The 16,143-nt window shown below is 54.4% G+C and carries 12 protein-coding genes; 5 read left to right on the forward strand and 7 right to left on the reverse strand.

Annotated features, from left to right (window positions below):
* Nucleotides 1-5: 5 nt before the first annotated feature.
* The 3 genes from malP to glpG all read right to left on the reverse strand — a co-directional run bounded on the left by malP (nucleotide 6) and on the right by glpG (nucleotide 4,181).
* Nucleotides 6-2,423, reverse strand: a complete 2,418-nt coding sequence (gene malP, locus DZE2538_RS18045) for a maltodextrin phosphorylase (RefSeq protein ID WP_038916919.1) — start codon at nucleotides 2,421-2,423, stop codon at nucleotides 6-8.
* Nucleotides 2,424-2,467: 44 nt separating this feature from the next.
* Nucleotides 2,468-3,226, reverse strand: coding sequence for a DeoR/GlpR family transcriptional regulator (locus DZE2538_RS18050; RefSeq protein ID WP_012768014.1), 759 nt, complete (start codon nucleotides 3,224-3,226; stop codon nucleotides 2,468-2,470).
* 130 nt (nucleotides 3,227-3,356) lie between these two features.
* The gene (glpG, locus tag DZE2538_RS18055) at nucleotides 3,357-4,181 is read right to left on the reverse strand and encodes a rhomboid family intramembrane serine protease GlpG (RefSeq protein WP_019845133.1); all 825 of its coding nucleotides are present in this window, start codon (nucleotides 4,179-4,181) and stop codon (nucleotides 3,357-3,359) included.
* Between the two features lie 278 nt (nucleotides 4,182-4,459).
* On the opposite strand from glpG, the gene rbsK reads away from it, so the two are divergent.
* The 4 genes from rbsK to DZE2538_RS18075 all read left to right on the forward strand — a co-directional run bounded on the left by rbsK (nucleotide 4,460) and on the right by DZE2538_RS18075 (nucleotide 8,529).
* A complete protein-coding gene (gene rbsK, locus DZE2538_RS18060; protein WP_019845132.1) occupies nucleotides 4,460-5,671 on the forward strand; it encodes a ribokinase in 1,212 nt (403 codons plus the stop codon).
* A 55-nt stretch (nucleotides 5,672-5,726) separates the two neighbouring features.
* Entirely contained in the window at nucleotides 5,727-6,647 is a 921-nt protein-coding gene (locus tag DZE2538_RS18065; protein ID WP_038914770.1) for a dihydrodipicolinate synthase family protein, read from the forward strand.
* Between the two features lie 101 nt (nucleotides 6,648-6,748).
* A complete protein-coding gene (locus tag DZE2538_RS18070) occupies nucleotides 6,749-7,228 on the forward strand; it encodes a NanQ anomerase/TabA/YiaL family protein (RefSeq protein ID WP_038916920.1) in 480 nt (159 codons plus the stop codon).
* Between the two features lie 5 nt (nucleotides 7,229-7,233).
* Nucleotides 7,234-8,529 (forward strand): MFS transporter, encoded by a 1,296-nt coding sequence (locus tag DZE2538_RS18075; protein ID WP_038916921.1) that lies wholly within the window; start codon nucleotides 7,234-7,236, stop codon nucleotides 8,527-8,529.
* An 81-nt stretch (nucleotides 8,530-8,610) separates the two neighbouring features.
* On the opposite strand, the gene glpE is transcribed toward DZE2538_RS18075, so the two are convergent.
* Nucleotides 8,611-8,931 carry a thiosulfate sulfurtransferase GlpE gene (gene glpE / locus DZE2538_RS18080; protein WP_019845128.1) on the reverse strand — a complete coding sequence of 107 codons (321 nt, stop codon included), beginning with the start codon at nucleotides 8,929-8,931 and terminating at the stop codon, nucleotides 8,611-8,613.
* A 343-nt stretch (nucleotides 8,932-9,274) separates the two neighbouring features.
* On the opposite strand from glpE, the gene glpD reads away from it, so the two are divergent.
* The gene (glpD, locus tag DZE2538_RS18085; protein ID WP_038916922.1) at nucleotides 9,275-10,774 is read left to right on the forward strand and encodes a glycerol-3-phosphate dehydrogenase; all 1,500 of its coding nucleotides are present in this window, start codon (nucleotides 9,275-9,277) and stop codon (nucleotides 10,772-10,774) included.
* An 87-nt stretch (nucleotides 10,775-10,861) separates the two neighbouring features.
* On the opposite strand, the gene glgP is transcribed toward glpD, so the two are convergent.
* From glgP to glgC, 3 genes are all read right to left on the reverse strand, one after another.
* The gene (gene glgP, locus DZE2538_RS18090; RefSeq protein WP_019845126.1) at nucleotides 10,862-13,309 is read right to left on the reverse strand and encodes a glycogen phosphorylase; all 2,448 of its coding nucleotides are present in this window, start codon (nucleotides 13,307-13,309) and stop codon (nucleotides 10,862-10,864) included.
* Between the two features lie 23 nt (nucleotides 13,310-13,332).
* A complete protein-coding gene (glgA, locus tag DZE2538_RS18095) occupies nucleotides 13,333-14,766 on the reverse strand; it encodes a glycogen synthase GlgA (RefSeq protein ID WP_016942920.1) in 1,434 nt (477 codons plus the stop codon).
* An 82-nt stretch (nucleotides 14,767-14,848) separates the two neighbouring features.
* Nucleotides 14,849-16,135 (reverse strand): glucose-1-phosphate adenylyltransferase, encoded by a 1,287-nt coding sequence (glgC, locus tag DZE2538_RS18100; RefSeq protein ID WP_023640936.1) that lies wholly within the window; start codon nucleotides 16,133-16,135, stop codon nucleotides 14,849-14,851.
* Nucleotides 16,136-16,143 lie beyond the last annotated feature (8 nt).

The following is a 16,143-nucleotide window of genomic DNA, read 5'->3' on the forward strand; positions in this document are numbered from 1 at the left end:
ATTCCTTAATCACGCATCGTCCAGATGCGTTTCTGATAATCATGAATTGCCCGATCAGCACTGAACATGCCCATATGAGCCGTGTTCAGAATGCAGCGACGCGTCCATTCATCAGGTTCACGATACAGTTCATCCACACGCTGTTGAGCCTGGCAGTAAGGGGCGAAATCAGCTAACACCAGATAGGGATCACCCAGTTTTAGCAGGCTATCGAGCAAAGGGGCGAACGCCGTTTTATCTCCATGACTGAACTTACCTTCCCGCAGCTCAGTCAGGATTTCCTTTAATAGTGGATTCTCGGCAATATAACGGGTGGGTTTATAGCCGCCGGCAATCAACGCTTTTACCTGCTCGACGGTATGCCCGAAAATGAACAGATTCTCCGCACCGACTTCCTGCGCCATCTCCACATTGGCGCCATCCAGCGTCCCCACCGTCAAGGCGCCATTCAACGCCAGTTTCATATTCCCCGTCCCAGACGCTTCCTTGCCTGCGGTGGAAATCTGCTCTGATACATCGGCCGCCGGAATAATCCTCTCCGCCAGCGAGACACGGTAATCCGGTAAAAAAACCACTTTCAGGCGATCGTTGACCCGTTTGTCCCGGTTAATGTGTTCCGCCACACAGTTGATGGCGTAAATAATATTTTTGGCCAGGACATAACCCGGGGCTGCCTTGGCGCCAAACAGGAAAAGGCGCGGCACGATATCCAATCCAGGGTCGGTAAGCAATCGCTTATATAACGATAAAATATGCAGTAAATTCAGATGTTGCCGCTTATATTCATGCAACCGTTTGATTTGCACATCAAACAACGCGTTCGGATCGATAGCGATGCCGTAATCGCGCCGTAAGAATTGTGCCAGTTGCGTTTTATTGTCCTGTTTGATGCGGCGATAGCGCGCCTGAAACGCACTATCCTGTGCGTAGGGAGCCAGCCCCTCCAACAGCGTAAGCCGGTTACCCCATTCGGTACGCAGGGTGTCATCTATCAGTGAAGACAGTGCCGGATTACACTGTTTTAGCCAACGACGCGGCGTAATACCGTTGGTGACGTTATGAAATTTCGTCGGCCATAACTGGTGATATTCCGGGAACAAGTCGCGTACCACCAGGTCCGAGTGCATCTGCGCGACGCCGTTCACCGCAAAACACGCCACCACGCACAGGTTCGCCATCCTCACCTGACGACGATACACCACCGCCAGTCGCGCCCAGACAGGCTTATCACCCGGCCAGCGAGCCTCCACCTGCTGGCGCAGATGCGTATTAATGGTTTTGATTATCGACAGATGGCGCGGTAACAGCCGACCGAACAGCCGTTCATCCCAGCACTCCAGCGCTTCCGGCATCAGGGTATGGTTGGTGTAGGCAAATAAGCGCCCGGTCAGTTGCCAGGCCTGCTCCCACGATAGATCGTATTCATCCAGTAACAGGCGCAGGGTTTCGGGAATCGCCAACGTCGGGTGGGTATCGTTTAGCTGCACCACCTCATAATCGGGTAATGTCGCCAGCGGCCGTCCGGCACGCTCATGCCGCCGGAAGATATCCGCGACCGCGCAGGCACATTGGAAATATTGCTGCATCAAACGCAGTCTTTTACCTGCCGCATGATTGTCGTTCGGGTACAGCACTTTAGTCAGGCTGGCGGCAGCGATACCCTGCTGCTCGGCTTTCAGATAATGGCCCGCATTAAACTGTTCAAGATCAAATGGCTCGCTGTGGGTAGCCTGCCATAGCCGCAACGGCTGTACACGACCATTGAGATAACCGATAACCGGGATATCGGTGGCTTCGCCGATAACGACCTGATCCGGAATCCAACGCTCGCGGCCATCCGGCTGGATGACCAACTCACCGCCGAAACCGACTTCTACCGCCAGCTCCGGGCGCGGGCGCGCCCAGGGGTAAACGTCGCGCAACCAGTCATCCGGGGTTTCACGCTGGAAACCGGCGTCAAAATGCTGGCGGAACAAGCCATACTGGTAATGCAGGCCGTAGCCTATCGCCGGTTGTCCCACTGTCGCCATCGCGTCCAGATAACAAGAGGCCAATCGCCCCAACCCACCATTACCCAGCGCCGGGTCCGTTTCCTGCTCCAGCACATCACTCAACGCCAGCCCGTGCCCGGCCAGCACCTCCGCCACCGCGTCATACCACCCCAGATTGAGTAGATTGTTGCCAGTCAGGCGACCCGGCAGGAACTCCATCGACAGATAGTTCACATGCCGCGATACCGACGTGGCGTCATCAGGTGGAGACGACTCGGCAGCTATCAACACATCCAGTTGCTCCGTCAGCGCCGCACTCACCACTTGCCAGCACTGGCGTAACGACAGTGCCTGTAACGACGGCTGAGCGAGAGCCTGCAACTGGCGTTGCAACGCCACAGTAAACTGGGAAGGATTGAATAAGGGTGACATCGTGCCTCTCTCCTTTGCGGGTGATGGAAAAAGGCACGTCGGGATCAGCACAACTCCAACTGTACCTTATGTTGTTCGATGATTTTCAGCACACTGGGTGGCGGTAACTGATCGGTAAAAAGATAGTCGATCAAATCCATGTTGCCCAAATTGACCATCGCATTACGGCCGAACTTGGAATGGTCTGTCACCAGCATCACGCAACGGGAGTTTTCGATGATTGCACGCTTGGTGCGAACCTCGTGGTAGTCAAACTCCAGCAACGAGCCATCCATATCAATGCCACTGATGCCCAAAATGCCGAAATCGAGCCTGAACTGAGAAATAAAATCCAGCGTGGCCTCGCCAATGATGCCGCCATCGCGGCTGCGCACCTCGCCTCCCGCCAGTATCAGGCGGAAGTCTTCTTTGGCGGTCAGTAACGTTGCCACATTCAGGTTATTGGTGACCACGCGTAAATCCTTATGATTCATCAGCGCGTGAGCCACCGCTTCCGGTGTCGTACCGATATCTATAAAAAGCGTAGCACCATCCGGAATTTGACTGGCGACCTGCCTCGCAATCCTGGCTTTTTCATCAGACCACATCATTTTTCGATCATGGTAAGCCGTATTCACTGAACTGGAGGGCAACGCCGCGCCACCGTGGTGGCGATGGATCTTGTTTTGTTCCGCCAGATCGTTCAGATCACGACGAATGGTCTGCGGGCTGACTGCAAAATGTTCCACCAGCTCTTCGGTACTGACGTATCCCTGCCGACGCACCAGATCGATAATGGCGTCGTGCCGCTGTGTTTGCTTCACATTAATCCCCTCAAACGCCGACATGACGTCATGTCGGCCAACTAAGAAACCGCGCTCATTGTAAAATGCACACGGTAGTAGCCACGCGGCGATACACCACGTATCAGGCTGCGGTAACGGTATGATAGCGTTAACGGCGGCGCTGGCGCGTATCCCACCATGCCATCAGCACGCCAATGACTAACCCCGAGACATGCGCCGCATTCGCGATAGACATGCCCAAAATATCGAAATACCCGGCCACCAGCCACACCAGCGCGAACGCCATCAGGCCGCGTTGAAGGTGCAGTGGCCCGCCCGGCTCACGCTCGCCACGTAACCAGACATACCCCATCAGGGCGTACACCACGCCGGACAAACCGCCGAAATAGACGCCGCTAAACCAGGACTGCACCCACCCGCTAATCGCGGATGACAGCAGTAAAATCACACACAATCGCCGGGTACCCAAGACACGTTCCACCGGACCGCCGAGGTACCACCACCACATCAGATTAAACAGCAGGTGCAACAGCGAAAAATGCAACAACGCATGGCTGAACCAGCGCCAGAGTTGCAGGGTCTGGGTGCTATCCGGGAAGGCCAGCAGCGTCATCATGCGATTAACACCATACACCTGCATCAACAGGTAAACCGCAATGGCGACCACCAGCATGCCCAGTGTCAGTGGCCCGGCACGCTGACGTAAGGTTTGCAGATAGGAATACGACGGGTAACGCAGCCCACTGTTGGTGGTGCCGCTCTGCCAGCTGGCGGCCTGATAGCGTTCATGCCACGGCTCTTGCAGAAAACGCTCCAGTTCCTGCTTGACCCGCGCCTGCTGGCTTTCGTCCGGCAGCCAGATATCGACTTCATTCCCGTTAATACGGGCCACCAGCCGGATCTGCTGCGTGTGCATATAGTCGACAAACGCCTGCGCCAGACGCGGATTGGATAGCGCAACAATTCGAATCATGACAATAGCCCAACGCTTCCCGCCAATGAATGTATGTTTCCGATTCTAAAACATTTGCAACCCGGAACGCAGCGCAATAACCGCTGATTATCTTGCCTATTTCAATATCAGTGTGACGGCTTTCACATCTCGCCACCCTGCGTACTGACAGCCTCTCGTGTTGCCCGGTAGATGTAGTGGGGATTTTTGTTTACTTCCGTTTTATCCGACATCCTATGATCACGGTCACTTTTCAACCAGGACGGCTCCATTACTCTCATTCAAGAGGTGTTAACGGTATGTTTCTTGAAGAACGCAGAAACAAGATTCTGGACTATCTGGATCAACATGATCGCGTCAGCGTGGAGTATCTGGCCGAGGTTTTTTCTGTCACCAGAGAAACCATCCGCAGTGATCTGAATGCGCTGGCCCGACAGCGATTAGTTCAACGCTGTCACGGCGGTGCCATTATTATTCGGCGCAGTCTGCAATCTCAGCTGATTACCGAAACCGGGAAAGACTTCGAAGTCCTGTTAAAAAAAATAAAGAATCAGGTCAGAAATAGAAGTACCCGAAAAAAGGATAAAACCATGAAAGGTAAAGTCTGTATTCTTGGTTCGTTTAATGTGGATATTGTTGCCAGGGTCGCCCGTTTTCCTAAAGGTGGAGAGTCATTGCTGGCGCAAGGCAGTGCATTGGGGCCGGGAGGAAAAGGCGCGAATCAGGCGATGGCAGCCAGTATGGCCGGCGCAAAAGTACATTTCGTGTCTAAAGTAGGAAAAGACCAATTCAGTCACTTCGCATATGAGCATTTGTCAAAATCCCCTATTCATTCCTTTAAATTATACCAGTCAGAAACAGAACCTACCGGTAATGCGATTATTTATGTCTCGCAACAAAACGGCGAAAATATGATTGCCATTTATTCCGGGGCGAATAAAACACTGACCGACGAAGAAATCGCTGAGATTATGCCCGACCTGGAAGACGCAGATGTGTTATTGCTGCAAATGGAAAATAACTTCCCGGCGACCTTGAGCGCCATGAAATTAGCCAGAGCGCTCGACACCCGAATTATCCTGAACCCGGCACCGTATTCCGATGACGTCGTATCCTGTCTCGATTATGTGGATATCATCACCCCAAATGAAACGGAAGCGTCGCTCTTATCCGGTATTGAAATCAGTAACCTTGAGAGCGCCAGACAAGCCGCGCAAAAAATCCATGCGCTTGGTGCCGCACGGGTGATAATCACCATGGGTGCCAATGGTGCCCTGCTATTTGACGGCCAGCAATTTCAGCATATCCCGGCCTTTCCTGCCGTCAGCGTGGATACCACCGGCGCTGGCGATGCGTTCAACGGCGCGTTTGCTGCCGCCGTCGCCGCCGGGCAGAGCGTGGCGCAGGCTGCCACGTACGCGAATGCGTTTGCCTCTCTGGCGGTCGAACGGGAAGGCGCGGCCAATATGCCAACGCATCAGCAAGTGACGAACCGGTTGGCACAACGCTAATCCCCACACCCTATTTTAAACACCCCGAAGCGGTTTTCGGGCAAGGAGAAAGAGAATGAAAAGCATCGAAGGCATCGTTCCCGTCATGCTGACCCCGTTTAACACCAGAAACGAAATAGACTACCCCGGTCTGGCGAAGCTGATCGACTGGTATCTGGACAAAGGCGTGGACGCACTGTTCGCCGTCTGTCAGTCCAGCGAAATGCTGTTTCTCAGCCTGGAGGAGCGCGTGAATCTGGCGCGTTTCGTGGTAGAACAGGTTGCAGGGCGCATACCGGTTATCGCATCCGGTCACATCAGCGACGACATCAATGACCAGATAGCCGAATTGCAGGCGATGGCGGACACCGGCATCGATGCACTGGTGTTGGTCACCAACCATCTGGACCCGAAAAATCAGGGCTCGGCAACGTTCTTTGAGACGCTGGAGACCTTGCTGGCATCCCTGCCTGTGACGCTGCCGCTCGGCCTGTACGAATGCCCGGCCCCTTATCGCCGTCTGTTAACCGATGACGAGTTGATGCACTGCGCCAACAGCGGCCGCTTTGTGGTACTCAAAGACGTGAGCTGCGACCTGCCAACGGTAGAACGCCGGGTGAAACTCACGGCAGGCACACCGCTGAACATCATCAACGCCAACGCCGCCATCGCGTTTCCGGCAATGCGCGCCGGTTCCAAAGGCTTTAGCGGTGTGTTCACCAATTTCCACCCGGAGCTCTATCAGTGGCTCTACTCCCAAAGCCAGCAGCAACCAGAACTGGCGCAGGAACTGGCGACTTTCCTGTCACTGGCGGCAGTGACCGAAACGTTGGGCTACCCCAAAAACGCCAAGATTTACCACCAGCGTTTGGGGACTTTCGAGCACGATAACTGCCGGGTCACCAGCGATAATGTGCTGGAAAAATTCTGGGCCTTGTCGGTGATCCTCGATCAGATCCGTCAGGGAACAGAGCATTACCAACAAAAAATCCAATAACGATAACGTCACTTTTTTTACCGGCGTATTGTCCGGCAGGTGGAAATATCCCCCTGCCGGTTTAATGACACAACCTTGTCGCTCACCAGGAATAACCCACTATGATTATTTGCGATCAACAAGACTGGGCTCAGGAAAAATACGCGTTACATCCGATTATTCACCAGGCCATCGATTATATCTCTACCACCGATTTCGCCGTTATGGCGACCGGTAAATATGACATTATCCCCGGAAAGATGTTCTGTCTATTACAGGAGTTCACCACCGAACCAGCCGCGGACAGGCTGGCAGAATCGCATTTCCAGTATGTCGATATTCAATATTTATTACAGGGAGAAGAAACTATCGGCGTTGCACGAGGTAGCCGTCGTAATACCGTGATTGAAGATAAAAGCGAGCAGCACGATATTGTTTTTTATCGTGAGACTCAAAACGAAAGTTTTATTTCACTAACACCAGGCATGTTTGCCATTTTCTTTCCAGAAGATCTACATCGGCCATGTTGCCAAAGTAATGGCCCCTCTTTTATTCGAAAAGCAGTTATTAAAATTCACATCAGTTTATTTACGGATTGCTGATTATTATGAAAAATACCACTTCTGCCTTACAAGACAATAGGGTTATCCCTGCCTCGCCGATTACCCGCTTACGCTGGGGGATCATTTTCATTCTGTTGATGGCGGCGGTCATCAATTACCTTGATCGCGCCAACTTAAGTATTGCCAATACCACCATCGCCAAAGAATTCGGTTTTAGCGCTACCCAGATGGGGATGCTGCTGTCGGCCTTCCTGTGGCCTTACGCACTGGCTAACCTGCCGGCCGGCTGGCTGGTGGATAAACTGGGGCCGAAAAAGATGTTCTCCGGCGCAGTCGGGCTATGGTCTACCTTTACCGTGCTGGCCGGGTTCATCAACGGTTACTCCATGTTTTATGGATTGCGCATGTTGCTGGGGATAGCCGAGTCGCCCTTCTTTACCTCAGGCATTAAAATTACCCATCGCTGGTTTTCCGCCCGCGAACGCGGCCTGCCAACCGCCATCATCAATACCGGCTCGCAAATTGCTAACGCCGTTGCACCGCCGATCCTGACCGTGTTGCTGCTGACTATGGGCTGGCGCGGCATGTTTATCGCCATTGGTCTGGCTGGCATTCCGTTACTGTTGGTCTGGCTGAAGTTTTATCGCGAACCGACCGCAGCCGAAGAGCGTGACATCCACGCCGACACCGCAGCGACAGCAGCGCCCAGCCATGAAGCGGCAAAAAACCAGCAAGGCTGGGGTGCCCTGTTCCGCCATAAAACCACCTGGTTCATGATTCTGGGTAATTTCTCCATCATGTTCACCATCTGGGTTTACTTGACCTGGCTGCCGGGTTATCTGGAAAAATCCCTTGGCTTTACGCTGAAACAAACCGGTTGGATCGCCTCGATTCCGTTCCTCGCCGGTATTCTCGGCGTGCTGTGCGGCGGAGCTATCTCTGATCGTCTGATTCGTCGCGGCGTCAACACCATTACCGCCCGTAAAATTCCGATCGTCATGGGGGCGGCACTGGCGGCTTGCTTTGTTGCACCGATCCCGTTTGTCAGCAACACCTCGCTGTCTATCCTGCTGCTGTCGTTGGGGTATTTCTGCTCGCAGTTGCCTTCCGGCGTTATCTGGACACTGGCGACCGACATCGCGCCTAAAGAGCAGGTGGCATCACTCGGGGCCATTCAGAACTTCGGCGGTTTTCTCGGCGCGGCCAGTGCTCCCATCATCACCGGCATGATTTTGGATGCCACAGGGGTGTTCACCAATGTTTTCTTTCTGGGTGCAGGCTTGCTGATGCTGGGTGCGCTGAGCTACGGCTTGTTCGTGAAGAAACCGATAACCGTTTGAAACCTGAAAGTTTATAGACCGTCGGGCTTATAGAGATGACAACAACCGGTATGGCGCATCAGGCACCATACCGGTTCAGCATTACCCTGCCGCGACATCCTGCGGGAAGCGTTTTTGCCAGGCATCGAAACCACCATCCACGCTGTATACCGCCTCAAAACCCAGGCTTATCAGGTAATTCGCCGCATTACGGCTACTGATGCCGTGATAGCACATCACCATCACCGGCTGTTCAAAATCCGCACCGCGCACAAAATCTGACAAGGTTTCATTGGTCAGGTGGGTTGACCCCGGTACATGCGCTGCACCAAAACTCTGCGGGTCACGAATATCAACCAACGACTGGCCTTGTTGCCAGCGCTGATACGCCTGCTCAATATCGATTGCCTCAAACTGCTCCATTGCCTGCCTCATGGTTCGTGGTGAAAACTCGGGGTTAAAAAAGGGTTATCAACGGCTTTACCTGACATTGTCAGCATTGTAACTCACCCACCGCACGGATAGACCGGACAAAGCACAGGGATATCGCCCGATCGCGCAGGCATCGTGTCGGCATAAGCCGACGCAGAAGGACTATTCTCAATGAAATCAGGCGCGAAACTGTTAGCTGTATCACGCGCAAATGTTTTTAATTGGTTAACGCTTGGCTAACATGTTTGTTTTCGATTAATATCGTGAGCGAAAACGAACATTTTAACTTTCAACGGCCGACCATGGCGGCGTTTGACGTAGCGGAGGAGAAAACGTGGAAACCCAAGATCTGATCGTGATCGGCGGAGGCATTAACGGCACGGGCATCGCAGCAGATGCCGCCGGGCGCGGGCTGTCCGTCCTGCTGCTGGAAGCGCAGGATCTGGCCTGTGCCACCTCTTCCGCCAGTTCCAAGCTGATTCACGGCGGCCTGCGCTATCTGGAACACTACGAGTTCCGGCTGGTGGGCGAAGCCTTGTCCGAACGCGAAGTGTTGCTGAAAATGGCACCACACATCATTTTCCCGATGCGTTTTCGCCTGCCGCACCAGCCGCATTTGCGCCCGGCCTGGATGATCCGCGCCGGTCTGTTTATGTATGACCATCTGGGCAAACGTGTCAGTCTGCCGTCCAGCCACGGGCTGCGATTCGGCCGTGAATCGGTGTTAAAACCCGAGCTGACGCGCGGTTTCGAATATTCCGACTGCTGGGTGGACGATGCCCGTCTGGTGGTGCTGAACGCGCAGGAAGTGGTGCGCCGTGGCGGCGAGGTGAAAACCCGCATGAAAGTGACCCGCGCCCATCGCGAAAACGGCCTGTGGATCGTCGAAGCCGAAGATACCCTCAGTGGTGAAACCCACCGCTGGCAGGCGAAAGGCCTGGTTAACGCCACCGGCCCGTGGGTACGCCAGTTCTTTGACGACGGACTGGCGCTGCCATCGCCGTATGGCATCCGTCTGATTAAAGGCAGTCATATCGTTGTGCCGCGCGTCCATCAGGAAGAGCAGGCCTACATTCTGCAAAATAAAGACAACCGTATTGTGTTTGTGATTCCGTGGCAGGATGAATTCTCCATCATCGGTACCACCGATGTGGAATACCACGGCGATCCGCATCAGGTGAAGATCGACGACAACGAAATTCGTTACCTGCTGGATGTGTATAACGACCATTTCAAAAAGCAGCTGACACGTGACGATATCGTCTGGACGTATTCGGGTGTACGCCCGTTGTGCGACGACGAATCCGATTCACCGCAGGCTATCACCCGCGACTACACCTTGTCGGTTGCCGATGAAAATGGTAAGGCACCGCTGCTGTCCGTATTCGGCGGCAAGCTAACCACCTACCGTAAGTTAGCGGAACACGCACTGGAAAAACTGGTGAAATACTACCCGCAAGCCGGACAAGCGTGGACCCGTAACGCCATTCTGCCCGGTGGTGATATCAGCGGCAGCCGCGAAGATTACGCCGCGACATTGCGCCGCCGTTACAATCTGCCGGAAGCGCTGGCACGTCGTTACAGCCGCACTTACGGTAGCCAGAGCGAGAAAATCCTCGGCAACGCCCAATCCTTAAGCGACCTGGGCGAACATTTCGGCCATAACCTGTACGAAGCCGAGTTACGTTATCTGGTGGAGCATGAGTGGGTTGTCACGCTGGAAGACGCTATCTGGCGTCGTACCAAGCTCGGCATGTGGCTGGACGACGTACAACGCCAGCGTGTCGCCGACTGGCTGGTCAGCTACCGCAGCCAGTTAGCTAAAGCGGGTTAATACTCCACGTTGGTTAATACTAAAGAAAAACGGCTTCCTCACGGAAGCCGTTTTACTGTCACTGCCTATGCCATTCAGAGAAGCGACCTACAACCGTATTGGCTTGATGTGCCAAATCTCGTCGGCGTACTCCTGAATCGTACGATCGGAAGAGAAATAGCCCATATTGGCGATGTTGTGCAATGTGCGACGCGTCCATTCATCCTCATCGCAATACACTTCATCTACCCGATCCTGACTGTCCACATAACTGCGGTAATCCGCCAGCAACTGATAGTGATCGCCGAAATTAACCAGTGAATCGAACAGGTCAGCATAACGGCGCGGATCGTCCGGGCTGAATACCCCGGTCGCTATCTGTGTCAGTACCCGGTGCAACTCCTCATCCTGATTGTAGAACTCGCGCGGGTTGTAACCGTTGCGACGTAATTCCTCTACCTGCTCCGTCGTATTACCGAAGATAAAGATATTCTCTTCCCCAACCCGCTCACGCATTTCGACGTTGGCACCGTCCAGCGTACCGATGGTCAGTGCACCGTTGAGCGCAAACTTCATGTTACTGGTGCCAGAGGCCTCGGTACCGGCCAACGAGATCTGCTCCGACAGGTCCGCCGCCGGAATAATGATTTGCGCCAGACTAACGCCATAGTTAGGGATGAACACAATCTTCAGTTTGTCTTTTACCGCTGGATCGTTGTTGACCACGTTGGCCACATCATTAATCAAATGAATAATGTGTTTAGCCATGTAGTACGCCGAGGCTGCCTTACCGGCGAAAATGGCGACACGCGGTACGCGATCCAGACTCGGGTCATCCTTGATGCGGTTATAGAGCGTTATCAGGTGCAACACGTTGAGCAACTGGCGCTTATACTCATGAATACGCTTGATCTGCACGTCAAACAGCGCGTTAGGGTCAACCACGATATCCAGATGCTGGGCAATGTAGACCGCCAGCCGTAATTTGTTTTCCTGCTTGGCTTTACGCACTTTCTGCAGGAAAGCCGGGTAATCGATGTGCGGTTTCAGGTCGGCCAGTTGGCTCAAATCGGTGCGCCAGGTCTTACCGATGGTTTCATCCAGCACTTTCGACAGTGGGCGGTTTGCCAGCGCCAGCCAGCGCCGCGGCGTCACGCCATTGGTTTTGTTGCAGAAGCGCTCTGGATAAACCCGGGCGAAATCAGCGAACAGCGATTGCACCATCAGGTCGGTGTGCAACTGGGACACCCCGTTCACCTTGTGACTACAGATCACCGCCAGCCACGCCATGCGCACCTTACGCCCGTGCTCTTCATCAATGATCGATACCCGCTTGAGCAGGTCGACATCATTAGGGAAACGCTCTTGCACCTCGTCCAGAAAACGGTCATTGATTTCGAAAATCAGTTGCAGATGGCGCGGCAGGATTTTGCCCATCATGTCGACCGGCCAGGTTTCCAGCGCTTCCCCCATCAGGGTATGGTTGGTGTAGGAGAACACCTTGGTGACTACATCCCAGGCTACGTCCCACTTGAACTTGTGCTCATCGATCAACAGCCGCATTAACTCAGGGATCGCCAATACCGGATGGGTATCGTTAAGGTGGATGGCAAATTTCTCCGCCAGATTGGCGTAGGTTTTATGCATCGTCCAGTGACGGCTGAGGATGTCCTGTACCGTGGCAGACACCAAAAAGTATTCCTGACGTAAACGCAGTTCGCGACCGGAGTAGGTGGAGTCATCAGGGTAGAGTACACGCGACACGTTTTCGGAGTGGTTTTTATCTTCTACCGCCGCGAAATAGTCGCCCTGATTAAATTTACCGAGATTGATTTCGTTACTGGCCTGCGCCGCCCACAGCCGCAAGGTGTTGGTGGCGTCGGTATCAAAGCCGGGGATTATCTGGTCATAGGCGCAGGCGATGATTTCTTCCGTTTCCAGCCAGCGGGTTTTGCTCCCCTCCTGCTGAATTCGGCCGCCAAACCGCACTTTATAGCGGGTGCTGTGACGCACGAATTCCCACGGATTACCGTATTCCAGCCAGTAATCCGGTGACTCTGCTTGCTTTCCATCGACGATATTTTGCCGGAACATACCGTATTCATAACGAATACCGTAACCCCGTCCCGGCAGCGCCATGGTGGCGAGCGAGTCGAGGAAACAGGCGGCCAGACGACCAAGCCCCCCGTTGCCTAATGCCGGGTCGTCTTCTTCTTCCAGCAATTCGTTCAGGTCCAGCCCCATCGCTTCCAGCGCATCACGCAGGTCGTCAAACATACCCATCGCCAGCAACGCGTTGGAGAGTGTGCGCCCCAGCAGGAATTCCATCGACAGGTAATAAACCTGTCGGACATCCTGTGATAACTGTGCACGATTAGAACGCAGCCAGCGCTCGACCATACGGTCCCGCACCGCCAGTACCGCGGCATTCAGCCAGTCATGTTTGCTGGCGATGCTGGGATCCTTGCCGACGGTAAACATCAGCTTATAAGCGATGGAGTGTTTCAACGCGTCTACGCTGAGCGTAGGTGAGTTGTAGATAAATGGAGAGTTCATAATGTCATTCCCACTGATGCGTACTACCAAAGACGTTGATAAAGCGCACGATAGGCCTGGGCAGCGACCTGCCAACTAAAATCCATTGCCATTGCCTGACGTTGTACATAACGCCAAAGCGAAGGGCGCGACCACAACACAAAGACCCGACGAATCGCCCGCGACAGCGACGCGGTATTACAATCGCTGAACACAAAACCGCTCGCCAGGCCATCAGCCAGATTTTCCAGCGAGCAATCTGCCACGGTATCCGCCAGTCCACCGGTGCGTCTGACCAGCGGTAACGTGCCGTATTTCAGGCCGTACAACTGGGTCAACCCGCAGGGTTCGAACCGACTAGGAACCATAATCACATCCGCGCCGCCAATGATGCGGTGCGAAAACGCTTCGTGATAACCAATCTGTACGCCGACGCGGCCGTGATACTCCGCCGCCGCCGCCAGAAAACCTTCCTGTAAGGTGGCATCGCCTGCTCCCAACACCACCAGTTGTCCACCTTGCTCCAGCAAATCCGGCACGGCCTGCAAGGCGATATCCAGCCCTTTTTGGCTGGTCAGGCGACTGACGATGGCGAACACCGGCACGCGATCATCCACCTTAAGTCCCATCGCCGTTTGCAAATGCCGCTTGTTTTCCGCTTTGCGCGCCAGCTCATCACGGCTATAGGTGGCGGTTAGCAACGCATCGTGTGACGGGTTCCAGATCTCATCATCCACCCCATTGAGGATGCCAGACAAACGCCCCTGCTCTTCACGCGACTTGAGCAGCCCCTCCAGCCCATACCCATACTCAGCCTGTGTAATTTCATGGGCATAAGTCGGGCTGACGGTGGTGACATGATCCGCATAATACAGCCCGGCCTTGAGGTACGAGATTTGGCCGTAAAACTCCAACCCGTACATGTGGAAGTACTCCGGCGGCAAGCGCAACTCTGACATGTGACGGGCATCAAATAATCCCTGATAAGCCAGATTATGGACGGTAAATACCGATTTTGCCGGTCGACCTTTCGCCGCCAGATACGCACAGGCAAGCCCGGCATGCCAGTCATGGGCATGAACGATGTCTGGTCGCCAGAACGGATCCACGCCGTTGGCCATTTCCGCCCCCATCCAGCCCAGCAAACCAAAGCGCAAGACATTGTCCGTATAGGCGAATAACGACGTATCGTGATACGGGCTGCCTGCCCGCTCATACAGATGCGGGACATCGATCAGGTAGATGCCCACCCCGTTGTAATGACCATAACGCAGCGTGACATGACCACCAAACGTATCCAGTTCCCGTACCACCTGCGCATCCGGGATACCCTTTTTCAGGTCGGGAAACGCTGGCAACAGCACGCGTACATCCATCCCTGCCGCTATCTGCGCACCGGGCAACGCGCCCACCACATCCGCCAGTCCCCCGGTTTTCAGCAAGGGGAATAGCTCTGAACACACGTGTAATACCCGCATCTTGTCTCCCATTCCACCACCCACGCCCCACACGTGGGCAGCATCAATCCGCCGGCCCGTTACGGCCGGGTACACAATCAGGTCAGGACGTGAGCTTCGCCAACATGGCTCGCGTCACCAGCACAATGCCTTCTTCGGAACGATAAAAACGACGGCTGTCATCCTCAGCGTTCTCGCCAATCACCATGCCTTCGGGAATGTCGCAGGCGCGATCGATGATGCAACGATGCAAGCGGCATGAGCGTCCGACGTTGACATCCGGCAACAACACCGATGAATCGATGCTGCAAAAGGAGTTGATACGTACCCGAGGGAACAGAACCGAATGTGTGACCACCGAGCCGGACACAATACTTCCACCCGACACCAGCGAATTCATGGTTAAGCCATGACTGCCGGAGCGGTCCTGGACGAACTTGGCAGGCGGTAACGCCGCCATCGCCGAGCGAATCGGCCAGTTATGGTCGTACATGTCCAGTTCCGGCATCACCGACGCCAGATCGAGGTTGGCGCGCCAGTAGGCTTCCAGCGTGCCCACATCCCGCCAGTACGGCGGCGCGTTTTCTGACGACGTCACGCAGGAGAGGGTGAAGGGATGCGCCCAGGCATTCCCTTCCGCCACGATTTTTGGGATCAAGTCCTTGCCGAAATCATGGCTGGAATCCGAGGTGCACACATCCTCCTCCAACCGCCGGTACAGGTATTTGGCGTTGAAAACGTAGATCCCCATACTGGCCAGCGCCATATCGGGGTTATCCGGCATCGGTGCCGGGTTGGCGGGCTTCTCGTCGAAACTGATAATGCGGTTGTCTTTATCCACGCTCATCACGCCAAAGGCGTGTGCTTCTTTGATAGGCACCGGAATACACGCGACCGAACACTCCGCGCCATTCTCCACGTGGTCCAGCAGCATGCGGGAATAGTCCATTTTATAGATATGGTCACCGGCCAGAATCACGACGTATTCCGCCCCGTAGCGCCGAATAATATCCAGGTTATGGCATACGGCATCAGCAGTGCCGCGGTACCAGTGATCGTTTTCATCATGCCGTTGCTGGGCGGGCAGCAAATCGACAAATTCATTCATCTCGATATTCAGGAACGACCAGCCGCGCTGGATATGCTGCACCAGCGTATGCGACTGATACTGGGTAATCACGCCAATCCGGCGAATGCCGGAATTCAGGCAATTAGACAGAGCAAAATCGATAATCCGATATTTACCGCCAAAGTGCACCGCGGGTTTGGCACGGTGCGCCGTTAAGTCTTTCAGCCGGGTTCCACGCCCGCCCGCCAAAATCAGCGCGACAGATTTCAAGGGCAACTGTCTGGCCAGCATCAGGGGATCGTGTTTGTCAGTACTCACCATGTCAGACT

The sequence above is a fragment of the Dickeya zeae NCPPB 2538 genome, assembly GCF_000406165.1.
Lineage (GTDB): Bacteria > Pseudomonadota > Gammaproteobacteria > Enterobacterales > Enterobacteriaceae > Dickeya > Dickeya zeae.